A 23548-nucleotide genomic window follows, 5' to 3' on the forward strand; every position below is an offset into this window, starting at 1 on the left:
TATCCCAGGAGGAGTGCCCGAAGACCCGCTGATAGCGTCTCCCACACAAAAACGCGCATCAGGGAGAGAGCGTGAAATCAGCGATTGGACTGCTCGTCCTGTTGGCGGCAGGTCTGCATGGCGTTGCCTACGCAGCCAATGACGACGGCGATCCACACCCCAAACTGGACGATGGCCAGAACAAGGTCACGTTGTCGCCGAGCATCAACAACTGGAAGACGATCGGCTACATCAAGTACATCTCGGTCGATCAGGGGCTGATTCAGAACGTCCCGCCGCTCGGCGGTGATGCCGGCTCTCCGCTCAAGGGCAACAAGGAAAAGCCGGCGGGATCGAACGGCGGCACCGACAGCCCTTGCGACACCCCGACGACCGACAAGCCGGTGATGATCGCCACCGGCGAGAAGTTCAAGGTCGAGCAGGACATCGTCGCCAACGGTTCCTATGGACTGGGCTTGAGCCGCACCTATCGCAGCTTCTCCAGCACGCCGGGCATGTTCGGTCCGAAGTGGACGTCGAGTTACGACTACGCGCCGCTGACACCGCTGGGCGCCTGCAACAAGAATGCCGACTACCCGGGCAAGTGCGTCCCGAGCTCGATCCGCTTCACGCGGCCCGACGGCGCGAGCTACACGTTCACGCCGGATCCGACCAACAACATGGTCTATTACGTGAGCGGCTCGTCGGCGATGGGCAAGCTCACGATCGTTCCGCGCGACTGGTCCTTCGTCATCAACATGGATGGCGTCAGCTACTTCTACAACAACACCTACACGATCCGCAGCATCACCACCCGCGGCAGCTCGCCGCTGGTGACCTACACCTACCCGTTCTCGGGCTCGACCTCGCCGTCGCGCATTGCCAATGCCGCCGGGCATTACATCGACTTCACCTATAACGCTGCCAGCGCGGTGACGCAGGCCAAGGACCAGGACGGCAACATCTGGACCTACGGCTACGACGCGCAAGGCATGTTGTCGACGGTCACCGCGCCCAGCGGCGCGCCCGACGTCCGGACCTACTTCTACGAAGCGGGTGCGATCGATGCCAAGCTGCTGACCGGCATCGCGATCAACGGCGTGCGCTACAGCACCTACGGCTATTACGCGGACAAGCGTGTGCAGTTCAGCGGGCTGACCGGTGACGAGGAGCGCGACAGCTTCAGCTACGGCACCAACACCACGACGGTCACCGACGCGCGGGGGCAGAGCACGGTCTACACCTTCGCCTCGCTGCAGGGCGGGAAGAAGCTGACATCGGTCTCGCGCCAGCCGACCTCGTCCTGCCCGGCCGCCGCGGCGACGACGGCCTACGACGCCAACGGCTGGACGGACTACACGCTCGACTGGAACGGCAACAAGGACGACTACAGCTACGACGCGGCTGGCAAGCTGCTGCAGCTCACGACGGCGGTGGGCACGACTTCGGCGAGCACGCAGGTCAACGCCTGGAACGGCGACCTGCTCGCGAGCTCGCTCTTCAAGGATGCGAACGGCGCGTCGCTGTACCGCATTGACTACACCTACTTCACGACGGGCAACGCGCTGAACAACGTGCAGTCGATCGTGACCACGGACCTCGTCAACGGCGGAACGCGAACGACGACCTTCGGCTACACGTATTCCGCGTCCGCCGTGCTGACGGGCAAGACGGTCACGCAGACCCTGCCGGGCGGCAGTGCCACGACCACCTGGCTCTTCGACGCCGCGGGCAACCTCACGTCGGTCACCGACCCGGTGGGGCGGCAGTGGAGCTACTCGGGCCACAACGGTCGCGGGCTTCCGTCTCACGTCGTCGATGCCAACGGCGTTGCGACGGACCTCGTCTACGACGCCAAGAGCAACGTGACCACGTCCACGACGACGATCAACGGCGTCGCCCGCACAACGACCTACGCCTACAACGCCGATCGGCTGATGACGGATGCCAGCTATCCGGATGGATCAGCGCGGCGGTGGCGGTACACGGCGTCGATGCGGCTTTCCGATGTCGGCAACGTGCGCGGCGAGTACGTGCACACGGCAGTGGCGGTGCCGCCGTTGTCGAGCACGACGAGTTCCGCGCGCAACACGCCGGCATCCAGCGGCGGGACGCCGGTCGTCGGCGGCACGGGGAGCTTCGCGACATCGTCGCAGTACGACAGCCTCGGACGCACCACCGCGACGCTCTGGAGCGACGGCGTCAACGCGCGGCAGACCTTCAGCTACGACAACAACGGCAACCTGCTGACGAGCACGAGCTCGGGTCACACGACGCACATGGATTACGACGCGGTGGACCGCGTCACGCGCATCACCGCACCTGATTCGGGGATCACGCAGTTCAGCTACGACCCGGCTGGCAACCTGCAGTCGGTGCAGGACCCGCGCGGACTGACGACCCGCTATGGCTACAACGGGCTCGGCCAGCGCGTGTCGTTGAACAGCCCGGACACGGGCGTGACGACCTATGCCTACGACGGTGCGGGGCGGCTCAGCAGCGAGTCGCGCGCCAACGGGCAGGTCTGGACCTATGGCTGGGACGCGGTCGGGCGCATGACGAGCCGCTCCTCGGGCGGTCAGGTCGAATCGTTCACCTATGACGGTGGCGCCAACGGCAAGGGTCATCTGACGCAGATGAACGACCTGTCCGGCCAGACAAGCTTCGCCTACAACCCCGATGGGCAGCTGGCGTCGCAGACCGTGACGATTGCGGGGCAGTCCTACTCGACGTCCTACAGCTACGACAACGCAGGTCGCGTGACCGGCATGACGTATCCGACGGGCGTGAGCGTGAGCTACCAGTACGACGCGTATGGGCGCTTGAGCGCGGTGCTGGGCACGCCGACGGTGCCGTGGTCGACGGTGGCGAGCAACTTCCTCTACCAGCCGGCGACGGACCGCCCGTATGCCTGGCGATTCGGGAACGGCCTGCCACGCATGGAGACGTGGGACGCCGATGGGTTGCTGCAGCGCTTGGAAAGTCCGGGCGTACACAACCTCGGCTACGGCCATCTCGGAGAGAACATCTCGCAGATCACCGACTCGGTGTACTCGGCGCAGACGAGCGCGTTCGGCTACGACGCGAATGACCGGCTGACGTCGGTCGGCAAGTCCGGCGACGATCAGACCATCGCGGTGGACAACGTCGACAACAGGACCTTGCTGATCCGAGCGGGGACGTCGACGAGCTACGGCCTGGCGTCGGACAGCAATCGCTTGATGAGCGTGGGTGGCGCCAACTGGCGGAACTTCTCGTACGACGCGGTGGGCAACCTCTCCAGCGAGTCGCGCTGGGATGGGAGCCGAGGCTACGGCTATGACGCGTTCAATCGGCTCAACAGCGCGACGATCAGTGGCGTGACGATCGGGCAGTACCTGAACAACGGGCTGAACCAGCGCGTCATGAAGACCAGCGCGGCGGGGCAGACGCGCTACTTCTACGGACCGGGCGGCGAGCTGCTCGCCGAGATCGGACCGCAGACGACGATCTACCTCTGGGCTGCTGGGCAACTGCTGGGGATTTCGCGCGACGGCCAGTTCTATGCGAGCCACAACGACCATCTCGGCCGACCTGAAGTGCTGACGGGTTCATCGGGCAACGTGGTCTGGCGGGCCAACAACGCGGCGTTCGATCGCAGCGTCGTTGTCGATGCCATCGGCGGGATGAATGTCGGATTCCCGGGTCAGTATTACGACGCGGAGACGGGGCTGTGGCAGAACTGGAATAGGTATTACGACGCGTCGGTGGGGCGGTATATCCAGAGCGATCCGATCGGTCTCCTCGGAGGTGTGAATGCCTATACGTATGTGGCGGCAAATCCGGTTGGTGGAGTTGATTTCCGTGGGCTGGATAATCCTGGAATGGGGCCATATGATATTTCGGTGACCCTGTATCTCTACGGCGGTGATTATGGCCACGTGGGATTGGGAGTAAATGGTGGTCCGTCCCTTGGTTTTTACAGTCAAAATGCCTCTATTAATAGCCTGTTGCTCGGGAATAATTCCCGGGGTGCTCTATTGAATGACGCCGAGTGGCAGCGTGATGGTCCTACGCGAGCGGTGGTGCTGCCAGCTACGGTTGCTCAAGCGGAATCAGTAGCCCGGCAGCTGAGTCAAATTAGATTGCAGCCGCCTGCTTACAATCTCTATGATAATAATTGTACTGTTGCGGCGGGTCGAATTCTGAGGGGCGCGGGTTTTCCAAGAATTCCGACAACAATAGTGCCGGGTACACTCGTCGATGGGGCTCGGCCTCGCTGACCGGGAGTCTATGATGATTTCGAGTAATAAAACAATTGGCCGCGCCCTGCTCATGCTGGGTGTTACCGTATCCATTGTCGCTTGCGGGGATGTCTTGTGGAGCCGCGAACTTCATGTCGAAGTTTCGGTTGATTCTTACCCTCAGTGCGCGCGCGTGGCTCTTGCCAAAGTTCCAATTGAAAAGATTGATAAGTATTTTGAGAAGACCGATATTGTGGACTTTGTAATTCCGCTGGGTGCAACTACTGAGATGTTGGCTGGTCGAATTCAGCGCGATACGTCGTCCGGACTTCGAATCACTGCGTTTGGCAAGGGTTCTTCTGAGCCTGAAAATATCCGAATAATATTGGAGCCGATTCTGCAGAGCATTTCGTCTGAGTTGGTTTTGGCGTGCGGTGCAGAGCGTCCAGCGGAAGGTTTTTCCGGATCTGGGAAGTAGTCGCTGAATAATTATTTATTTGGTTCGCTAGAATGTCCGCGCTTTCTTCGCCGACGTTCAAATGGATGAAACCGGCCGCGAAGCGTCAATCTCGGTCGTCGATGCCGCCAGCGGCAGATTCATCGGGGAACTGCATGGCGTGGAGAGACTGCTCGCAGCACCGCCTCAACCGCATCCAGCACCGCCTCCGGCGTCGCCGGCGCCCGCAGCGGCGGATCGCAGCGCGCCGGCCCGCAGGCCGCGACCGCGTCCTTGATCGCCAGCAGCACCGAGAACGGCAGCAGCAGCGGCGGTTCGCCGACCGCCTTCGATCGGTGGATGCTGTCCGCCGCGTTCGGCGCGTCGTAGAGCGCGACGCGGAAGTCCTGCGGCATGTCGTTGGCCGTCGGGATCTTGTAGGTGCTCGGCGCGTGCGTCAGCAGCAACCCCGACTGCGGATGCCACACCAGCTCCTCGCTGGTGAGCCAGCCCTGGCCCTGCACGAACGCGCCTTCGACCTGCCCGATGTCCAGCGCCGGGTTCAGCGACTTGCCGACGTCGTGCAGCACGTCCGCGCGCAGCACGCGTGACTCGCCCGTCAGCGTGTCGACGAGCACCTCCGTCACCGCCGCGCCGAAGGCGTAGTAGTAGAACGGGCGGCCCTGCAGCTTGGCGCGGTCCCAGTGCAGGCCAGGCGTTGCGTAGAAGCCGTCGCTCCAGAGCTGGATGCGCTCCAGGTAGGCCTTGGCGACGAGCTCCTTGAAGCTGATCGCCTTCGGCCCGTCGAGTCCCTCGCGATGTCCGTCGCCGTTGCCATCGGCATCTTCGTCGACGCGCACCTCGCCGCCGTCGAAGACGAGCGCCTCCTCATCGCAGCCGAGCAGCCGCGCCGCCAGCGGCTTCAAGCGCTGCTTGATCTTGCGCGCCGCATCCTGAGCGGCCTTGCCGTTGAGGTCTGAGCCGGTCGACGCCGCCGTCGCCGAGGTGTTGGCAACCTTGCTCGTGTCGGTCGCGCTCGCGCGCACCTGCGAGGCCGGAACGCCGAGCTCGTGGGCCACCACCTGCGCGACCTTGGTGTTGAGCCCCTGGCCCATCTCCGTGCCGCCGTGGTTCACCAGCACCGAGCCGTCCGTGTAGACGTGCACCAGCGCGCCGGCCTGATTCAGGTGAACGACGTTGAACGAGATGCCGAACTTCACCGGCGTCAGCGCCAGCCCGCGCTTGAGCACGGGGTTGGCCGCGTTGAATGCGGCGATCTCCGCGCGTCGCGCGTGGTACCCGGAGGTCTCGACCAACTGGTCCGTCAGCCGTTGGATCTGGTTGTCCTCGACGCGCTGTCCGTAGGGCGTGACGTCCCGGCCGTCGCGATAGAAGTTGCGCTGCCGCACCGTGAGCGGATCCAGCCCCAGCCGCCGCGCGACGCCGTCGAGGATCATCTCGATCGCGAGCGCGCCCTGAGGGCCGCCGAAGCCGCGGAAGGCCGTGTTGCTCTGCGTGTTCGTCTTCGCGGCGTAGCCGTGCATCGACACGTTCGGCAGCCAGTAGGCGTTGTCGAAGTGGCACAGCGCGCGCGCCATCACCGGTCCCGACAGGTCGGCGCTGTGGCCGCAGTTGGAGATCAGGTCGATCTCGGCGCCGAGGATCCGGCCCTCGTCGTCGAAGCCGACCGACCAGCGGTAGTCGAAGCCGTGACGGCGGCCGGTGACGAGGAAGTCGTCGTCGCGGTCCACGCGCAGCTTGACCGGCCGGCGCAGCTTGTGCGCCGCGATCGCGGCGACGCAGGCGAAGAGCGCCGACTGCGATTCCTTGCCGCCGAAGCCGCCGCCCATGCGCCGGCACTGCACCGTGACCTGGTGCGCCTGCCAGCCCATCGCATGCGCGACCAGCTGCTGCATCTCCGACGGATGCTGCGTCGAGCAGTGGATCAGCAGCGCCTGGTTCTCCTGCGGCAGCGCGTAGCTGATCTGGCCTTCCAGGTAGAACTGCTCCTGCCCGCCGACCGCCCATTCGCCGTCGAGCCGGTGCGGCGCGGCAGCCAGCGCCGTCTGTGCGTCGCCGCGTGCCAGGTGCATCGGCGGAATGACGTATTGGCCGATGGCATGGGCCTCGCGCGCGGTCAGCACCGCCGGCAGCGGTGTGCTGACGACGGCCTGCTTCGCCATCGCGGCGGCGCGGCGCGCGAGCTCGCGGTCGGTGGCGATCACCGCGTAGACCGGCTGGCCGACGTAGCGCAGCTCGCCGTCGGCGAGGATCGGATCGTCGTGGAGCAGGGGGCCGCAGTTGTTCTCGGCGGGGATGTCGGCGGCGGTCAGCACCGCCACGACACCCGGCTGGCGGCGCAGCAGGTCGACATCGATGGAGACGAGCGTCCCGTGCGCCACCGGCGACAGCCCCAGCGCCGCGTGCAGGGTGCCCTGCGCTTCGGCGATGTCGTCGATGTAGGTGGCTTCGCCGCTGACGTGCAGGTGAGCCGCCTCGTGCGCGCGGCTGATGCCGACCTGCGGCCGCAGGGCTGGCGCCGGTGCGTCGACGTCGAAGCCGACCGGCAGTTCCGAGGGCTTGTTCATGCGACGCTCCGCTGCAGGTTGACGGCCTGCCAGACGCTGGCCGACTCGGCCGCGACGGGCGCGTTGGCGCGGGTCTCCAGCCAGAACCGCCGGATCAGGTTCGCGGCGGTGCGCTCGCGGTAGCTCGCGCTGGCGCGCAGGTCGGTCATCGGTTTGAAGTCCTCGCGCAGCGCCGCGGCCGCGTCGCTCGAGGCGGCCTCGTCCCAGGCGCGGCCGGTCACGGCGGCCTCGGCCTTCGCCGCGCGCTTGACGATCGCGGCCATGCCGCCGAACGCGAAGCGGGCATCGCGCACGACGCCGTCCTCGAGCCGCAGGCTCAGCACCGCGCAGACGGCGGAGATGTCGCTGTCGTAGCGCTTGGCGAGCTTGTAGCCGCGCAGCCGCGTGCCGGGCGGCGGGGTGGGGACCTCGAGCGCTTCGACGAACTCTCCGGGCTCGAGCGCGTTCTTCATGTAGTCGAGATAGAAGTCCTCGAGCGGCAGCGAGCGCCGCGTCGCGCCGCGGCGCAGCACGATGCGCGCGCCCATCGCGATCAAGGCCGGCGCGCCGTCCCCGATGGGCGAGCCGTTGGCGATGTTGCCGCCCAGCGTGCCGGCGTGCCGCACCGGCGGCGACGCGAAGCGCAGCCACAGCTCGCGCAGGGCGGGCACGCGCGCGGTCAGCGCGGACCAGGCGTCTTCCAGCGGAACCGCCGCGCCGATGCGCAGCGTGGTGCTCTCCTGCACCGTGACCGTGTCGATATGCCGGAGTTCTTCGACACGACCCGTGAGGATCACGTCGCCGAGCTCGCGCTGCTGCTTGTTGACCCACAGGCCGACGTCGGTTGCGCCGGCGACGAGCCGCGCCTGCGGCATCGATTCGCGCAGCGCGGCGAATTCATCGATCGAGCGCGGCGCGAAGACACGCTGCGGCGAACCGGCGCGCGAGGGCGCTTCGTAACGGAGCGGCGGATCCTCGGCCAGCACACGCAGCGCTTCGACGATCGGCGCGCGATCGATCGTGCGCGCCGGCGCATCGAACATGCGCTCGCCCGCGTCCAGGATCGGCCGGTAGCCGGTGCAACGGCACAGGTTGCCCGACAGGTCGTCGGCGAGCGCCTGACGCCCCGGCCGCGTGCCGCAGGCCTGGTGCCGCTCATAGATCGCCTGCATCGTCATCGCGAAGCCGGGCGTGCAGAACCCGCATTGCGAGCCGTGGCAGTCGACCAGCGCCTGCTGGACCGGGTTCAGGTCGGCGCTGTCGCCGAGGTCCTCGACCGTCAGCAGCGCCTTGCCATCGAGCATCGGCAGGAACTGGATGCAGGCGTTGACGTTGCGCAGCTCGACGGCCCTGCCGTCCGCATCCAGCTCGCCGACCAGCACCGTGCAGGCGCCGCAGTCGCCTTCGGCGCAGCCTTCCTTGGTGCCGGCGCAGCGGGCGTGCTCGCGCAGGTACTGCAGCACCGTGGTGGTCGGCGGCAGCCCGGTGACGGACTGCAGCCGGCCCTGGTGGAAGAAGCGGATCGGGCGGGGATCGGTCATGGACGGGAATAGGGCTGATGCGCTGGAAAGGGCGCTGGCTGGCAAGCAAGAAGCGGGCGAGGTTCGCAGCAGGCGAGGCCGGATGCAATTAACCGGAACGGTACTCCTCCGACGTCGCTATGGTTATACGATGGGGCTTATGACATCTATATGCCATCGGCCATGGCGGAAGCGCTGAACTTCGACAAGATCGACCTTCTTCTGGTGCGGGTCCTGCATACCTTGATTTCCGAGCGCAGTGTGTCCAGGGCCGCCATGCGGCTCGGCAGCACGCAGCCCGCCTTGAGCGCGCAGCTGCGGCGTCTGCGCACCTTGACGGGCGATCCGCTGCTGGTGCGCAGCGGCGCCGGCATGACGCCGACGGCGACCGCGCTGGAGCTCCTCGCGCCCGCCGAGCGCCTGCTGCGCGAGGCGGACGAGCTGTTCGGCGCGCGGTTGCGCAAGTCCGGCTTCGATCCAGCGACCGCCGAGCTGCGGCTGCGCGTCGCGGCCAGCGACTACCTCGACCCGCTGTTCCTGCCGATGCTGGTGGCGCACCTGCAGCGCCTCGCGCCGGGCGTGCAGCTCGACCTGCAGCCGCTGAACGCCGATTTCGACTACCGGACCTCGCTTGCCCGCGGCGAGGTGGACCTGGTGATCGGCAACTGGCTGGAGCCGCCCGGCGAGCTCCACATGGGCCGGCTGCTGGTGGACGAGGTCGTCTGCTTGGTCAGCAACGATCATCCCGCGGCGCGGATGGCACCGCGCGCCTGGACGCAGGAGCGCTACCTCGACTGCCAGCACCTGGCGCCGATGCCGCTGAGCCGCGGCCAGCCGGGCGTGATCGAGCAGCACCTGGCCTCGCTCGGCCTGGAGCGCCGCATCGCGGTGCGCTGCGCTCATTTCGGACAGCTGCCGCAGATGGTGGCGCGCAGCTTGCTGGTGCTGACCACCGGCCGGCTGTTCTGCAACCGCTACCTGGACCAGTTGCCGGTGACGGTGTTGCGTTGCCCGGTGGCGTTCCCGCCGATGACGTACTACCAGCTGTGGCACGACGTCAGCCACAACAGCGCGCCCCTGCGCTGGCTGCGCGAGCAGGTGCGCGAAGTCGCGCGCGAGCTCGTGAAGTGATGTTCCTGAATCCCTTTCCTCTGAACGCATGACGACCGACCGATCCGCCGCTCCCGCACGCCTGGCCCTGAAGGGCGACCTGCTGGACTTCACCGCCGCGCCGCAATGGGCGCGCGTGGACGACCCCGCCGTGCGCTTCCGTCCGGATCACTGGCTGCTGATCGAGGACGGTCGCATCGTCGGCGCGCAGCCCGAGGACCCGGGCGAGGGCTGGGTCCGCCATGACCACAGCGGCCGGCTGATCCTGCCGGGCTTCGTGGACACGCACGTGCACAGCCCGCAGCTGGACGTGATCGCGTCCTACGGCACGGAGCTGCTGGACTGGCTCAACACCTACACCTTCCCGGCGGAACAGCGCTACATGGACCCTGAGGTCGCGCACGTGGGCGCGGGCCGGTTCCTCGACGCGCTGCTGGCGCACGGCACGACCTCGGCTGTGGTTTATCCGACGGTGCACAAGGTCTCGGCCGATGCACTGTTCGATGCCGCCGCCGAGCGCGGCATGCGCCTCATCACCGGCAAGGTGCTGATGGACCGCAACGCGCCGGAGGCGCTGCGCGACGATGTCGTGCAGGCCGAGCGCGACTGTCTCGACCTGATCGCGAAGCACCACCAGCGCGGACGCCTGTCCTATGCCGTGACGGTGCGCTTCGCGCCGACGAGCACGCCGGAGCAACTCGCGATGGCCGGCGCGTTGTGCCGCGCCGATGCCAGCCTCTACATGCAGACCCACGTGGCCGAGAACCGCGGCGAGGTCGAGTGGGTCGCCAAGCTCTTCCCCGAAGCGCGCAGCTACCTCGACGTCTACGACCGCGTCGGCCTGCTGCATCCGCGCGCGGTGCTGGCGCACGGCATCTGGCTGGACGACGAGGACCGCCGCGTGATCGCGCGCACGGGCGCGCACATCGCGCACTGCCCGTCGTCCAACCTCTTCCTGGGCAGCGGGCTGTTCGACTGGCCCGGCGCGCTCGCCGCCGGCGTGCGCGTGAGCGCGGCCAGCGACGTGGGCGGCGGGACCTCGCTCTCGGCGCAGCGCACGCTGGCGGACGGCTACAAGGTGCAGGCGCTCAACGGCCAGCGCCTGACCGCCTGGGCGGGGCTGCATGCCGCGACGCTCGGGGCCGCCGAGGCGCTGGGGCTGTCGGACGAACTGGGCCACTTCGGCGCGAAGACCCTGGCCGACGTCTGCATCTGGGACTGGGCCGCCGGACCGGTGGCGGAGGCCCGCATGGCGCTGGCGCGCGATCCGCATGAGCGCGCTTTCGCCTGGATGACGCTGTCGGACGACCGCAACCTGGTGGCGAGCTACGTCGCGGGCGTGCCGCGCTATCGCCGGCCCTGAGAAGGCCGCGGCCCGCCGTTCGTCGCGCCGGCATGCGTCCTGTCGCGGCAGCGCGCAGCGCGTGGATCCCGGGATAGTCAAATCCTGACCCTGATGCCTACAGTCGGGGGTTCCCGGGACGTCCCCGGGACCGATCAGGAGAGGAGATCCCCGATGACGAAGTTGTCCCCGATGGGCGCGCCGCGTGTGGCGCTGACGGCGCTGTGCCTGGCGCTGGGCGCGATGGCGGCGATGCCGGTGCAGGCCGCGACGGAGAAGGTCGCGAAGACCCCGGCGACCGCCGCGACCGCCAAGGCGCAGGCCAGACCCTCGCAGCCGCGACCGGCCAAGCCCTACACGATCGAGCAGTTCATGGCGACGACGTCCGTCCGCGGCGCGTCGTTCTCGCAGGACGAGCGCCGCATCCTGTTCAGCAGCAATGCGACCGGGATCTTCAACGTCTACAGCCAGTCCGTCGACGGCGGCGAGCCGGTGGCGCTGACCCAGTCCACGACGGAGAGCCACTACGCGGTCAGCTATTTCCGCAACGACGACCGCGTGCTGTTCACGCGCGACCAGGGCGGCAACGAGAACAACCACCTGATCGTGCGCGAGCTCGACGGCAGCGAGCGCGACCTGACCCCCGGCGACAAGGTCAAGGCCGGCTTCTCCGGCTGGAGCCGCGACGGCGACGCCTTCTTCGTCACGACCAACGAGCGCGACGCGCGCTACATCGACGTCTACCGCTACGACGCCAAGACCTACGCGCGCACGCTGATCTACCAGAACAACGACGGCAACGCGGTGTTCGACGTCAGCGGCGACGGCCGCTGGGTGGCGCTGGGCAAGACCAACACGACGGCGGATTCGGACGTCTACCTGTACGACACGCAGTCGAAGGAGACCAAGCACCTGACGCCGCACCAGGGCGTGGCCTCGTTCAGCACGACGGATTTCGATCCGGAGTCGAAGACGCTGCTGATCCTGTCCAACGAGGGCTCCGAGTTCCAGCGCCTGATCGCCTACGACCTGGCCTCGGGCCAGAAGCGCGATCTGGAGAAGGCGGACTGGGACATCGTCTACAGCAGCTACTCGCGCGACGGCCGGTACCGCGTGACCGGCGTCAACGCCGATGCCAGCCTGGAACTGCGCATCGTGCAGACCGCCGACGGCAAGCCGGTCGTGCTGCCCAAGCTGCCCGGCGGCGAGCTGCGCGGCGTGACCTTCTCGAAGAGCAGCCAGCGCATGGCGTTCTACCTGAACGGCGACCGCTCGCCGAGCAATCTCTACGTCTACGACTTCGGCACGAAGCAGGTCAAGCAGCTGACGCGCACGCTGTCCAAGGACATCGATCCGGAGGAGCTCGTCGAGGGCCGCATCGTGCGCTTCCGCTCCTTCGACGGGATGGTCATCCCCTCGGTCTACTACGAGCCGAAGGAGGCGTCGCCGACCCACAAGGTGCCGGCCGTCGTGATGGTGCACGGCGGCCCGGGCGGACAGACCACGCGCGGCTACTCGGCGATGGTGCAGTACCTGGTCAACCACGGCTATGCGGTGCTGGGCATCAACAACCGCGGCAGCTCCGGCTACGGCAAGACCTTCTTCACCGCGGACGACGGCAAGCACGGCCGCGAGCCGCTGTGGGACTGCATCGAGGCCAAGACCTACCTTGCCGGAACCGGCGTCATCGATCCCGAGCGCATCGGCATCATGGGCGGCAGCTACGGCGGCTACATGACGCTGGCGGCGATGGCCTTCCGGCCGGAGGCCTTCAAGGTCGGCATCGACATCTTCGGCGTGTCCAACTGGCTGCGCACGCTGGAGTCGATCCCGCCGTACTGGGAAAGCTTCCGCAAGGCGCTGTACCTGGAGATCGGCGATCCGGTGAAGGACAAGGATTTCCTGGTCGCGACCTCGCCGCTGTTCCATGCCAAGGAGATCCGCAAGCCGCTGCTGGTGATCCAGGGCAAGAACGACCCGCGCGTCATCAAGCCGGAAAGCGATGAGATCGTCGACGCGGTGAAGAAGAACGGCGTGCCGGTCGAGTACGTGGTCTTCGACGACGAGGGCCACGGGTTCTCCAAGAAGAAGAACCAGATCGAGGCCAACCAGAAGATGCTCGAGTTCCTCGACAAGTACCTGAAGCCCGGCTTGAAGAATTAAAACCGTGTGAAGTTGCACGGTTTACAGGCTGTTGCCGGGCTTCGCCCCGGCATAGGCAGGATGCCCCCAGCAGCAGAAAGCGCCCGGCCAAGTGCCGGGCCTTTTTGTCCAGACAGAGAAAGAAGCGCCCGGTCCAGGACGCCCGAGCAGGCCACAAGCTTGCGGGGCTCGTCGGGCTTCTACACGATGGGGGATCAGATCATGCGATTCGAAGGCACGTTGGACAGCTGGTATGCCGAGCGCGGTCACGGGATGCTCAAGCCGGCGCAGGGCGGTGATGCCCTGTTCGTGCATGTGTCGGCCTTTCCGATGGACGGCCAGACACCCCAGGAAGGCGAGCGCCTGAGCTTCGAGGTTGTGTCCAGAAGTGACGGCAGCAAACAGGCGGTGCGGCTGCAGCGCCTGCAGGAATTCAAGCTGCCATCGCAGTTGCGCCCCGCCCGCATGGCCTCGCGGCCGCCGCGTCCGATCGCCCGCCGTCGCACCTCGCCGCTGACATGGACGGTCCTGGCCCTGCTGGTGCTGGGCGTCGGCGCCACCGTGTGGGCACCCGCCAGCCATGCAATCGGCGGCAAGTTCCTGAGCCAGGCGCAAGACCTGACCCAAGGCCAGGCCCGCCGCTGACAAGTTGACTCCTTGGGGCTGGCACCTGCAGCCCCGTCGCCCTCGCGGAGGCCCTCTCGCTCCGCATCTTTCAGGCTGCCCCTCACCGGGCAGCCTTTTTTGCGTCCTCAGACCTTCAGTTCGAGGCGCACCGTCCACACGGTGAAGCTGCGGCCGGTGCTCTCGCTGGTGACGATGCGGCCCGGCGTCGTGGCGATGCTGCCGTTGCCGTAGGTCAAGGGGACGAGGTTGCTGGCGGCCACGCGCATGGCCACGGTGGGCGAGAAGGTCCACATCGCGGAGAGGTCGATGACGCGCTTCTTGTCGATGTCGTTGAGCACCTGGTCGCTCTGCTGCAGCAGCGTCGTCGGCGTGTAGTTCAGCGAGGCGCCCAGCGTCAGCGGTACCGAGCGCAGCCGGTAGTCGGCGCCCAGGTTGGCCGTGTAGCGCGGCTGCTGGTCCAGCTTGTTGTTGGGACCGGGGATGCCGTCCACGGCCGAATGGAACAGCGAGAGGTTGCTGCGCACGTTGACCGGGAGTGCGTCGGTCAGGTACTCGTCGAGACGGAACTTGGCCTCGAGCTCGACGCCGTAGGTCTTGGCGTTGCCGATGTTGCGCGGCCGGATGACCCAGCGCTGCTCGGTGGCGTAGGGCACCGTCTCGAGTTGCGCCTGGCTGCGGATCAGGTCGGTGATGCGGCGGTAGAAGACATTGGCGCTGAGCAGGCCGCCCTTCGAAAGGTATTTCTCGTAACCGATCTCGACACCGGTGGCCATCTCCGGCTTCAGGTCGGGGTTGCCGAAGCGGTCCGGGTAGTTGATCAGGTTGGGGCCGCAGAGCACGTCCGGCGGCTGGCACGTGAACTGGTTGTTGATGCTGAGCCGGCCGATGACGTCGTTCAGGTTGGGCGCCTTGTAGCTGCGCGTGAGGCTGGCGCGGATCTGCTCGCGGCTCTTCTCGTCGATCTTGTAGACGCCGTGCAGCAGCGGCGTGAGGACGCTGGAGGTGTTCTTCACCGGCCCCTGGTTGTTGGTGCTGTCGGTCTGGATGCCTTCCCAGCGCAGGCCGGCATAGAAGCCCCACTGCTTGCCGACGCTCCACTCGTCCTGCCCGTAGACGGCCAGGCGGCGCGTGGAGGCGCTGACGTTCTCGCCGAAGTCGGCGAGGAAGGCGCAGTTGTTGCCGCTCATGGTCTGCCCGAAGACCTCGTAGCAGCCGCGCGTCTGGGTGCGCTCGGTGCCTTCGCCTTCCACGCCGGCGACGAGGCTGTGCTCGTTGTCCATCTGGTGCGTGAGCTTGAGGTTGACGCTCCACTGCGTGTCGCGGCTCCTGGTCGTGTCGTCCTGCGTGCGATAGAAGACGCCGGGCGTGGCGTCGAGGTCTTCCTCGCGATGGGCGCTGCTGTTCATCGTCATGCGCCCGGCGCCGAGGCGCGTTTCCATGCGGGTGCGCTCGTCGATGCGCTTGTTCCACTGCAGGTTCAGACGCGCCATGGCGGAGCGGCTGGTGCTGTCGTTCGTCGCGGTGTCGTACTTGATGCGTTCGAAGGCGTTCTCGTCCGGCACGGCGGACTGGGTCTGCCGGGAGCTGCTGCCGCCGCTGCCGCGGTTGACCATCACGAAGGGCTGCAGGGCGATGGTGTCGCCGCCGTCCAGGCGCAGCTGCAGGCGGCCGGTCATGTTGAGCGACTTGCGCTCGTCGGCGGTCTGTCCGCGGGTCTGCAGCAGGGTCTGGCTCTGAGGCGCGCCGGTGGTCGGGTCGAAGCGCTGCGTGAACGACTGCGAGTCGATGTCGTCCAGCCGCTTGTGCTGCATCGCGTTGACGGTGAAGTTGTAGGCGTCGCCGTTGTCGCCGATCTTGTCGTTGCGGGTCCAATTGAAGTTCGGGGTGACGTGGTCGCGCTCGAAGGTGGTGGCGAGGCGGACCTCGTTGAGCCGTCGCTGGATGGCTTCGCGCAGGACGACGTTGATGGTGCCGGCGATGGCGCGCGCGCCGAATTCGGCGGTGGGGGCGCGCATGACCTCGATGCGTTCGATCTGTTCGGGCGGGAGCTCGTCGAGCGAGAAGCCCGGCGGCATGCGTTCGCCGTTGACGAGGATCTGGGTGTAGCCGCCGCCCATGCCGCGCATGCGGACCTCGCCGCCGCGGCCGGGGCGGCCGCCGGTGGTGACGCCGGGCAGGCGCTTGAGCACCTCGCCGATGGTGGCGTCGCCGTAGCGTTCGATCTCCTCGCGGCCGATGATGATCTTCGAGGCGGTGGAGGCGCGACGCTGGTCGTCGTCGCGCGAGGTGCCCTGGACCTCGACGCGGTCGAGCTGCGTGGGGTTGTCGGCTTGCCTGGGGGCGGACGGCGGCGCCGCGGGGCGCGAGCGCTCAGGGACGGGCGCGGGTGCTTTCGCGGGCGGGGTGGTGGGCGGGGTGGCCTGGGACCAGGCGGAGGAACTCAGGCCCAGCATCAAGGCGAAGGAGAGCGGATGCAGGGCAGGTCGGCGGGTGCTTGTCATCGGAAGCAATGGCAGGAGCAAGCGCGGCCCGATCTGGCGATGGCTGGGACGGTGGCGCGGAAGGTGGTGAGGGTGTCGCGGACGATGCGCAGGGCGATGCGTCGCGGCTTGGTCGAAAGGATCGCACGCTGTACGTTTCGTGACGGAGGCGAGCGCGGACTTTCAAAGTTCTTTACCCAAGGTGATGGGCGGGCGCGACGCGACTAGGTGGAAACCCCGCAGATACAGGTCTTAGCTGGCGTTCGACCAACCACTTTCAGTGTTATCCGCCTTCGATAGGTGGAAGGCGTCAATGCAATCTACTGATACATGCGATTGGCTGGGTGGAACCTCTTCGGCACATTGAAGGTGCTCGCTGACCGGTCGCGAGCGAATCCGGACGGCGCGGTAGATGGCCGCTCCTTCCTCCATCCTTTGCTTTGGAGTCAACCAAAATGGAAATGCGTGAACTCACGCTCGAAGAACTGGAACTGGTCGCCGGGGGCATCTCTGATGCCTTGCTGAGCGATATCGGCAAGGGTGCACTTGCCGGCGGCTTTGCCGGATTCGCGGTGACCGGTGGGACGCCGATCGGATTCCTGGGCGGCGCTGCAATTGGTGCTGCCGGCGGCGCGGTATACCACTACTGGGTCGCGCATCAGGCGCATTGACCGGAGTCCCGGGCGCGCCGTCGAGGGAGGGCGCGCCCCCTCTTTCCAAGCCTATAGGAGGCCCTATGCTTGATTTGTTGGACTTCGAGAAGTTGCGGGCCGCCGGACCGCGGCGGTTTCTCTTGCTCTTCTCGTTCGGACTGTCGATGCTCTTCTTCGGCCTGTTTGTGGCGATTGGCGTTGTCATCGATGGGCACTTCGATGCGAACTGGAAACTGCTCGTGGTGAGCCTCGCCTTCGGACCGATCATGGTGGCGCTCTTTGGCCGGCGCATCTGGCGGCTGTCCGCGCAGTGATGCGATTCTGACGCCCAACGAAAAAAGCCACCCATCGGGTGGCTTTGTTTCTGAAGAGGGTATCCGTGACGCTGGTGACGGGTTCCAGCTCTCTGCCCAGTAGTGCAGCCGGTTGTTGTCTCGGATGCATTGCATTCTGCCGAGGTTTTGTGACGGGCAGTTGACGAAAAGCAAGGCGAGAAGGGGTCAGTTCCTGATTCGATCAACAGACGCTGGCCGTCGTTGACGGCAAGCGCCGGGTCGACTCCCGCACGATCAGCTGCGGCATCGGCGGCTCGATCGTCGAGCCCCCGGTCCGCAGTAGATCCAGCATCGCGGAGGCTGCGCGCCGGCCGAGTTCGGCGATGTGGACGTCGACCGTCGTGCGCGGTGGGCTCGCATGCGCGGTGTTCAGGAGATCGTCGTAGCCGACGAGCGAGACGTCCTCCGGCACGCGGAAGCCGCGGCTGTGCAGCACGCGCGCGGCGCCGGCCGCCATCTGGTCGTTGGCGGCGAACACCGCCGTGAACTGCGTGCCGTGGTCGAGCATCCGCGTCATCGCCGCGGCGCCGCCGACTTCGCAGTAGTTCCCGCCGCCGATCAGGGATTCGTCGACGGCGAGCCCCGCTTCGGCGAGGGCCGCGCGGTAGCCGCGCTCGCGCTCCGACGAATCCGCGTGCGCCGGATCGCCGCTGATGAAGGCAATGCGCGTGTGGCCCCGCTCGATCAGATGCCGCGTCGCCACGCGCGCGCCTTCGAGGTCGTCCGTCTTCAACGCATGAAGCCCGTCCGCCTGCAGCGCGCGACCGGTCACGACGACGGGCAACTCCCGCGCGAGCGCGGCGAGGAACTCATCGCTCAGGCCACCGGTCAACACGATGATTCCGTCCACGCGCCGCGATCGCAGCGAGGCGATGCAGCGCTGCTCCTCATCCGGCTGCCAGTGTCCGCTCGCCACGACGAGACCGTAGCCCGCGGGCGTCAGCACTTCCTCGATGCCGCGCAGCATCAGCGCGTAGAACGGGCTCTCGAAGTACTGCGCGAGCAGCCCGACGTTGAACGTCCGGCCGTCCGCGAGCGCGCGGGCGATGGTGTTGGGGACGAAGCCCAGCGCGTCGATCGCGCGCCGGACGCGCTCGGCCTTGTCCGAGCTCACCTGCGCGCTGCCGCTGAGGACGCGCGACACGGTGCTCGGCGAGACGCCGCTGGCGGTGGCCACCATGCCCAGCGTGACCTCGCTGGACGTCGGTAGGAGGGGCTTCTTTCTCTTCATGGGAAAGCGCTTTCAAGAACCCGATGATCCTACTCCCGTACGCGTCTGGTGGAAGAATGCGCCGCGATTCCCGCCTCGGCATTCGCCCGGGCCCGCCGCTTGCTCTTGCCGCTCAACTGCCATTCCTTCCAAGCCATGTCGGAACGCCTCAAGGTCCTGGTCGCCGATGACCAGCCGGACTCGCTCGATCTCCTGCGCGAACTGCTCACCGTCTACCACTTCGAGTTGCGGGTCGCACGCAGCGGGCTGGAGGCGATCGGCATCGGGCTGAAGTGGGAGCCCGACATCCTGATCACCGACATCGACATGCCCGACGCCGACGGCCGGCACCTGACGGGGCGGCTGAAGCTGAGCCTGCCGGCGCTGATCGCGATCGCGGTCAGCGGCACGCCGCTGAACACGGACTTCGAGTCCGCCGAGGATCTGATCTTCGACGACTACTTCGTCAAGCCGATCGACTTCGGGCGTCTGCACAAGACGCTGACGAAGTACGGGGCGAAGCTCGACGGACAGCCGTCGATGCCCTGAGGACGGGCTTCGTGGCGCGCGATAGACTCGCCGCGCGAAGAACCCATCAGAACGTCCCCGGGGAGGAACCACATGCGAATCGCCGCTGCGCTGCTGTGCGCGCTTGTCGTCACGCTGACCGGCTGTGCCGCCACTTTCGACAGGCATACCGAGAAGCTCGAGAAGGTCACGTCGGACGAGTACGTGAGATTCGACGAAGACGTCGAGTATGTGGAGCAACGGGGAGCCTTCGGCGGCGTCGCATGGCGGGAAGGCCTGGCCAAGGGGATCTACCGTCTCGAGGCGCGCAACGAGAAGGGGTCGTTCTATCGAGGGCCCGGCGCGTGCGTCCGGCAATACGCGCACAACGCCGTCATGGGGCCGTTCGAGGGCGGCATCTGGGTGCCGCGTGACCGGATCAACGAGCGGCCGATGATCTATTACTACTTCAACTACAGCACCGACAAGGCGGGCGCCGCCGGCGGGGCACTGCTCATCGCGATATTCGAGGCCGGCAAGGACTCGCTGTCGTTCATGCCTACCTCGAAGGCGGGGACCTTCCTCGATACGGTGCAGGTGACCAACCTTCCGCTGGCACCGCAGGCCTCGCGCTGAGGCGGGCCGACGCCCCGGAGGACGAGCCCGGGGGCGACCCGTATCATGGGCCGCACTCTGATCGACATCGGGAGGCGCCGTGAGGCGACTGCTGCACCTGACGAGCCGCCATCGCGCGCCGTCCACGAACCAGGCGCTGGGGTTGCTGCTCGCGTTCAACGCCGGGGCGGTGAACGCGGGCGGGTTCCTGATCCTGCAGCGCTACACCTCGCACATGACGGGCTTCGCCTCGCAGCTGGCGGACGGCGCGGTGATGGGGCAGGGGACCTTGGTGCTGAACGCGCTGGGGGCGATCCTGGCCTTCCTGGCCGGGGCGGCGGTGTGTGCGGTGCTGGTGAACTGGGCGCGGCAGCACGGCCTGCGCAGCGTCTATGCGCTGCCGCTGATGCTGGAGGCGGCGCTGCTGTTCCCGTTCGGGCTGATGGGCGCGATCACGCTCACGTGGCACACGCCGTTCGCGGTGCCGCTGACGGTGCTGCTGCTGGCGTTCATCATGGGACTGCAGAACGCGGTGGGATCGAAGACCTCGGGGGGGAGCATCCGCACCACCCACATGACGGGGAACATCACCGACCTCGGGATGGAGCTCGGCAAGATGCTCTATTGGAACCGGCAGCCGTCGGTGAAGCGCGCGGCGGTGCGGCATGACCGGCTGCGCGCGAAACGCGCGGGCGGCTTGCTGGCGGCGTTCGTGCTCGGCGGCGGCGCGGGGGCGCTGGGGTTCAAATACCTCGGGTTCGTGTGCGTGGTGCCGCTGGCGACGGTGCTGTTCGTGCTGGCATTGCCGCCGGTGACCAAGGATTGGGAGCGGTGGCGGGGGCTGTTGACGCGAAGACGTTGAAGGCCGACGCACAATCGCGCCGATTGGAGCCTCGCATGCAAGACCACCTCGACGTCGACCTCAACCCTCAACAGATCAATGCCTTCTGGACCTGGCTGGTGTCGCGCCAGTCAGACCTGGATGCCATGGAATCACCGGACGACCCGTTCTGGGACGAGTTGCTGGAACGTCTTCAAGCGTTGAACGAAGGCCTGTGGTTCGAGGTCTCGGCGGCCGGCGACAAGGACCGCGAGTTCGTCATCACCGCTCAGGGCGACTGGGAGCTGTTCCCGCTGGTCGAGGCGATGGTCTCGGTGGCGCCGGAGTTGCCGGGATGGACGGCAGTGCCGTTGAAGCCGCCGATGGGCTTCGGCTTCAGCATCGGCTATCGAGGCTTGGAACTGAACCCGGAAGACATGTGGTTCGAGCCGCTCGTGGATCCTGATTCGCCGGAGGTGCTCGGCCTGCGCGTTGCCGTGCAAGGCTTCAACGACGACCAGGAAGAGGAGTTCGCCAACGGGCTGCTGCTGATCCTGGACACCGCGCTGGGAGAGAAGGCCGCGGCGACGGACGTCGACCTGGTGGAAGTCTGCGAAGTCCCCGCGGATCCCGATGACGAGGGCTTCCTGCCGTTCCCGGAACTGGGCAGCTACCTGGCTTGGCGGAAGAGCCGGTTGACGCATTGAGCCGTCATGCGGCGTTGTTGCCGGCGGCGAGCGCGACGGTCCAGTGGCCACCGGGTTCTTGCCGCACATTCAGCAAGTCGTAGGTCTTCAGCATGCTGACCAGACCGGAGTGCCCGAACGTCTGGGGTGAGAAGCCAGGATCAGTGCGGCGCAGATAGGAGCCCAGCGTTCCGACATGGACGCGGCCATCGGGGGTATCAGCCGCCATCAGCTTGACGGCGTTGACCAGTGCCTTCGGTCGTTGCTTGGGCTTGGACGCTGCTGCAGGTGCTGCCGGCTTGGCCGCCGCAGGCCCCGCAACGGCGGGTGCGACGACCTCGGGCGGCGCCCATTGGAAAAATTGGTCGCTGGCGTTGCGGAGCGCCGCCGGCGTCTTCGCCTCGCCCACGATGAGCACGGTCGATCCGCGCTCTCGCAGCTTGCGGCAGAGATAGGCGAAGTCCGAATCGCTGGTGACGATGCAGAAGGTGTCCGCGCGTCGGTCGAAGAGCGCCTCGATGGCATCGAGCGCGAGTGCGATGTCTGCGGTGTTCTTGCCCGCCGCGTACTGGTACTGCAGGCAGGGCGTGAAAGCGAGGCGCACCAGCGCCTCCTGCCACTTGTTCGCGAGCGTCGTGTGATTCCCGTAACCGCGCCGGATGATCACGCGCCCGAACTGGGCGACGACGCTCAAGGCGTGCTCGAGGATCTCCGGCGTGGTGTTGTCGCAGTCGACGAGGACGGCGACCTTGGCATCGGTGCGGATGTCGGTGGTGTCCACTCGGCCTCTCCCTGGAGTTTGGCGGAGTGTCCAACACCTTCAGCGATCGCGCAGCGGTTGTTGCTGGTTCGGCCGGCGTTGCGCGTTGCGGTCGTCGACTTCGCGCTGACGCGCGATGCGGTCGCCCTCGCTGGCGTTGGCGGCGCTGTGCATCGCCTCGGCGCGACGGCGTGCGTCGGCACCGCCGGTCAGGCTGCTCTGCGCGTCGACGGCCTGCTTGCTCACGTTCCAGTCGGAGGCGGTGTAGTTGCCCTGGCCCTTCTGGCATTGGCGCGCGCGTCGGATCTCGTCCTGGACGAAGCGCTTGGCGTCCGCGCTCAGCGAGATGGAACTGGCCTTGGTCTCCATCGCGGCGATGTCGCGATCGGAGGGGCAGTAGTTGGACGGAACGGTCGGTGCTGAAGCCTGAGGCGCGTTGGCCTGCTGTTGTTCAGCCGCTGCTCTGGAACGCTCTGCAGCCGCACGGTCCGCCGACGTATCAATGACATTGCTTTGCAGCGATTGCGGCTTCATCTGCTCGCCCTTCGCCGCGCACGGCTGGTCCGAGTAGTGGGTCTTGCCGTCGACGGTGCATTTCCAGACCTGGGCGTGGGCGCCCATCGCGGCGCAGACGCCGAGCAGCACGCCGATGAAGGTTGGCCGGATCTTTTTCATATGAAGTCTCCCTGAAACGAATCGAACGCACCGATGCACGCTGCAGTTGACCTGAGATGTTGCCGATGGTGTCCCGACGATCTTCCCTCATCGACATTCGCGTTGGCGTGCCTGCCCCTGTCGCTGGAAATTCCGGTGCGCGTGCCTTGCGTCCAGCCCGTCGCGTGGACAAGCTTCAGCTCCGACCCAATGGGAGATCGCAATGAAACTGATGCGTCTGTTGATCCTGTGTCTCGCCTGGTTGAGCGGTGCCGCGCAGTCGGCGCCGGCCGTGACTGGAGACGTCACGTTCAGCCAATTGACGGGGCTGTACACCTACACCTATGTCCTCGACACCAGCCAGCTTCCGTCGGGCGGGTTCCATGAGTTCGGCGTGCTCTCGAACAGCACGCCCAGCCATGACGCGCCGCGTTGGGTATCGCATACTGAGCCGGCGGGTTGGGACCTCTACCTTGCAGTCGGCGGCTGGACGCAGCCGGGCATTGAGGTCGCGGGCTCGTTCTGGATGTGGGTGACTTTGACGCCCGAAACGGACCCCGGAAAGCTGATGACGTTTTCATTCAGCACGACCCATGCGCCCGACACGGGGACGGCCAACAACTTCTTCATCTATTCCGGCGCCAACGCCGGTCCGGAGAATCTGCCGGTCGATTTCGGCCGCATCGTCGGGCCTGATCTGACTGTGCCGATTCCAGTTGCCGTGCCAGAACCGGCCACGATGCTGCTCTGGATGGTCGGCCTGATCGGTCTGGGCGTGCTTGGACGGGCCAGAGGGAAGGCCCCGACGACTGCCTTGTCGAATGGGCCTTCACTGCTCGCTTCCTGACCTGGGACCGGAATGTCCGTCGGTGCAAAGAAAAA

At 66.7% G+C, this 23548-nt stretch carries 19 protein-coding genes; 13 read left to right on the top strand and 6 right to left on the bottom strand.

The features are described from left to right. Positions 1 to 71 precede the first annotated feature (71 nt). Both AC07PR_RS11795 and AC07PR_RS11800 read left to right on the top strand, forming a co-directional pair. Positions 72 to 4241, top strand: a complete 4170-nt coding sequence (locus AC07PR_RS11795) for an RHS repeat-associated core domain-containing protein (protein WP_495135415.1) — start codon at positions 72 to 74, stop codon at positions 4239 to 4241. 13 nt (positions 4242 to 4254) lie between these two features. Then, positions 4255 to 4680: a hypothetical protein gene (locus tag AC07PR_RS11800; RefSeq protein WP_495135416.1), complete on the top strand. Its 426-nt coding sequence runs from the start codon at positions 4255 to 4257 to the stop codon at positions 4678 to 4680. Positions 4681 to 4799: 119 nt separating this feature from the next. Here AC07PR_RS11800 and xdhB read toward each other — a convergent pair whose 3' ends face one another. Both xdhB and xdhA read right to left on the bottom strand, forming a co-directional pair. Beyond that, positions 4800 to 7226, bottom strand: coding sequence for a xanthine dehydrogenase molybdopterin binding subunit (gene xdhB, locus AC07PR_RS11805; protein ID WP_495135417.1), 2427 nt, complete (start codon positions 7224 to 7226; stop codon positions 4800 to 4802). After that, positions 7223 to 8746: a xanthine dehydrogenase small subunit gene (xdhA, locus tag AC07PR_RS11810; protein ID WP_495135418.1), complete on the bottom strand. Its 1524-nt coding sequence runs from the start codon at positions 8744 to 8746 to the stop codon at positions 7223 to 7225. The genes xdhB and xdhA overlap by 4 nt, the downstream gene beginning before the upstream one ends. A gap of 150 nt (positions 8747 to 8896) precedes the next feature. Between xdhA and AC07PR_RS11815 the strand changes: the two genes are divergently transcribed. The 4 genes from AC07PR_RS11815 to AC07PR_RS11830 all read left to right on the top strand — a co-directional run bounded on the left by AC07PR_RS11815 (position 8897) and on the right by AC07PR_RS11830 (position 13964). Then, positions 8897 to 9856 (top strand): LysR family transcriptional regulator, encoded by a 960-nt coding sequence (locus tag AC07PR_RS11815; protein ID WP_495135419.1) that lies wholly within the window; start codon positions 8897 to 8899, stop codon positions 9854 to 9856. 28 nt (positions 9857 to 9884) lie between these two features. Then, entirely contained in the window at positions 9885 to 11198 is a 1314-nt protein-coding gene (guaD, locus tag AC07PR_RS11820) for a guanine deaminase (protein ID WP_495135420.1), read from the top strand. 153 nt (positions 11199 to 11351) lie between these two features. Beyond that, positions 11352 to 13340, top strand: coding sequence for a S9 family peptidase (locus AC07PR_RS11825; RefSeq protein WP_495135421.1), 1989 nt, complete (start codon positions 11352 to 11354; stop codon positions 13338 to 13340). Positions 13341 to 13541: 201 nt separating this feature from the next. Further along, positions 13542 to 13964, top strand: coding sequence for a cold-shock protein (locus AC07PR_RS11830; protein ID WP_377161158.1), 423 nt, complete (start codon positions 13542 to 13544; stop codon positions 13962 to 13964). A 107-nt stretch (positions 13965 to 14071) separates the two neighbouring features. Here AC07PR_RS11830 and AC07PR_RS11835 read toward each other — a convergent pair whose 3' ends face one another. Then, positions 14072 to 16447, bottom strand: coding sequence for a TonB-dependent receptor plug domain-containing protein (locus tag AC07PR_RS11835; protein ID WP_495135422.1), 2376 nt, complete (start codon positions 16445 to 16447; stop codon positions 14072 to 14074). A 434-nt stretch (positions 16448 to 16881) separates the two neighbouring features. Here AC07PR_RS11835 and AC07PR_RS11840 point away from each other — a divergent pair, with 434 nt between their 5' ends. Then, positions 16882 to 17097, top strand: coding sequence for a Blp family class II bacteriocin (locus AC07PR_RS11840; RefSeq protein ID WP_495135423.1), 216 nt, complete (start codon positions 16882 to 16884; stop codon positions 17095 to 17097). 65 nt (positions 17098 to 17162) lie between these two features. Further along, positions 17163 to 17393, top strand: a complete 231-nt coding sequence (locus tag AC07PR_RS11845; protein WP_495135424.1) for a hypothetical protein — start codon at positions 17163 to 17165, stop codon at positions 17391 to 17393. A gap of 202 nt (positions 17394 to 17595) precedes the next feature. On the opposite strand, the gene AC07PR_RS11850 is transcribed toward AC07PR_RS11845, so the two are convergent. Then, a complete protein-coding gene (locus tag AC07PR_RS11850; RefSeq protein WP_495135425.1) occupies positions 17596 to 18645 on the bottom strand; it encodes a LacI family DNA-binding transcriptional regulator in 1050 nt (349 codons plus the stop codon). A gap of 135 nt (positions 18646 to 18780) precedes the next feature. Between AC07PR_RS11850 and AC07PR_RS11855 the strand changes: the two genes are divergently transcribed. From AC07PR_RS11855 to AC07PR_RS11870, 4 genes are all read left to right on the top strand, one after another. After that, positions 18781 to 19173 carry a response regulator gene (locus tag AC07PR_RS11855; RefSeq protein ID WP_483107496.1) on the top strand — a complete coding sequence of 131 codons (393 nt, stop codon included), beginning with the start codon at positions 18781 to 18783 and terminating at the stop codon, positions 19171 to 19173. Positions 19174 to 19245: 72 nt separating this feature from the next. Beyond that, positions 19246 to 19767 carry a hypothetical protein gene (locus tag AC07PR_RS11860; RefSeq protein WP_483107495.1) on the top strand — a complete coding sequence of 174 codons (522 nt, stop codon included), beginning with the start codon at positions 19246 to 19248 and terminating at the stop codon, positions 19765 to 19767. 79 nt (positions 19768 to 19846) lie between these two features. Then, positions 19847 to 20608 carry a YoaK family protein gene (locus AC07PR_RS11865; RefSeq protein ID WP_495135426.1) on the top strand — a complete coding sequence of 254 codons (762 nt, stop codon included), beginning with the start codon at positions 19847 to 19849 and terminating at the stop codon, positions 20606 to 20608. A gap of 35 nt (positions 20609 to 20643) precedes the next feature. After that, positions 20644 to 21273, top strand: coding sequence for a hypothetical protein (locus AC07PR_RS11870; protein ID WP_495135427.1), 630 nt, complete (start codon positions 20644 to 20646; stop codon positions 21271 to 21273). A gap of 4 nt (positions 21274 to 21277) precedes the next feature. Here AC07PR_RS11870 and AC07PR_RS11875 read toward each other — a convergent pair whose 3' ends face one another. Then, positions 21278 to 22033 carry an NYN domain-containing protein gene (locus AC07PR_RS11875; RefSeq protein ID WP_495135428.1) on the bottom strand — a complete coding sequence of 252 codons (756 nt, stop codon included), beginning with the start codon at positions 22031 to 22033 and terminating at the stop codon, positions 21278 to 21280. A gap of 39 nt (positions 22034 to 22072) precedes the next feature. Then, positions 22073 to 22687 carry a DUF4124 domain-containing protein gene (locus AC07PR_RS11880; protein WP_483107493.1) on the bottom strand — a complete coding sequence of 205 codons (615 nt, stop codon included), beginning with the start codon at positions 22685 to 22687 and terminating at the stop codon, positions 22073 to 22075. A 202-nt stretch (positions 22688 to 22889) separates the two neighbouring features. Here AC07PR_RS11880 and AC07PR_RS11885 point away from each other — a divergent pair, with 202 nt between their 5' ends. Then, positions 22890 to 23513, top strand: a complete 624-nt coding sequence (locus AC07PR_RS11885) for a PEP-CTERM sorting domain-containing protein (RefSeq protein ID WP_495135429.1) — start codon at positions 22890 to 22892, stop codon at positions 23511 to 23513. The last annotated feature ends 35 nt before the right edge of the window (positions 23514 to 23548 follow it).

The organism is Roseateles sp. GW821-FHT09H11, from assembly GCF_059415845.1.

Excerpts from the sequence above, each read along its gene's own strand:
- xdhA (WP_495135418.1), bottom strand. The coding sequence starts at position 8,746 with ATGACCGATCCCCGCCCGATCCGCTTCTTCCACCAGGGCCGGCTGCAG.
- AC07PR_RS11870 (WP_495135427.1), top strand. The coding sequence starts at position 20,644 with ATGCAAGACCACCTCGACGTCGACCTCAACCCTCAACAGATCAATGCC.
- AC07PR_RS11815 (WP_495135419.1), top strand. The coding sequence starts at position 8,897 with ATGCCATCGGCCATGGCGGAAGCGCTGAACTTCGACAAGATCGACCTT.
- AC07PR_RS11845 (WP_495135424.1), top strand. The coding sequence starts at position 17,163 with ATGCTTGATTTGTTGGACTTCGAGAAGTTGCGGGCCGCCGGACCGCGG.
- AC07PR_RS11840 (WP_495135423.1), top strand. The coding sequence starts at position 16,882 with ATGGAAATGCGTGAACTCACGCTCGAAGAACTGGAACTGGTCGCCGGG.
- guaD (WP_495135420.1), top strand. The coding sequence starts at position 9,885 with ATGACGACCGACCGATCCGCCGCTCCCGCACGCCTGGCCCTGAAGGGC.
- AC07PR_RS11880 (WP_483107493.1), bottom strand. The coding sequence starts at position 22,687 with ATGAAAAAGATCCGGCCAACCTTCATCGGCGTGCTGCTCGGCGTCTGC.
- AC07PR_RS11885 (WP_495135429.1), top strand. The coding sequence starts at position 22,890 with ATGAAACTGATGCGTCTGTTGATCCTGTGTCTCGCCTGGTTGAGCGGT.
- AC07PR_RS11830 (WP_377161158.1), top strand. The coding sequence starts at position 13,542 with ATGCGATTCGAAGGCACGTTGGACAGCTGGTATGCCGAGCGCGGTCAC.
- AC07PR_RS11850 (WP_495135425.1), bottom strand. The coding sequence starts at position 18,645 with ATGAAGAGAAAGAAGCCCCTCCTACCGACGTCCAGCGAGGTCACGCTG.
- AC07PR_RS11835 (WP_495135422.1), bottom strand. The coding sequence starts at position 16,447 with ATGACAAGCACCCGCCGACCTGCCCTGCATCCGCTCTCCTTCGCCTTG.
- xdhB (WP_495135417.1), bottom strand. The coding sequence starts at position 7,226 with ATGAACAAGCCCTCGGAACTGCCGGTCGGCTTCGACGTCGACGCACCG.
- AC07PR_RS11860 (WP_483107495.1), top strand. The coding sequence starts at position 19,246 with ATGCGAATCGCCGCTGCGCTGCTGTGCGCGCTTGTCGTCACGCTGACC.
- AC07PR_RS11825 (WP_495135421.1), top strand. The coding sequence starts at position 11,352 with ATGACGAAGTTGTCCCCGATGGGCGCGCCGCGTGTGGCGCTGACGGCG.
- AC07PR_RS11800 (WP_495135416.1), top strand. The coding sequence starts at position 4,255 with ATGATTTCGAGTAATAAAACAATTGGCCGCGCCCTGCTCATGCTGGGT.
- AC07PR_RS11855 (WP_483107496.1), top strand. The coding sequence starts at position 18,781 with ATGTCGGAACGCCTCAAGGTCCTGGTCGCCGATGACCAGCCGGACTCG.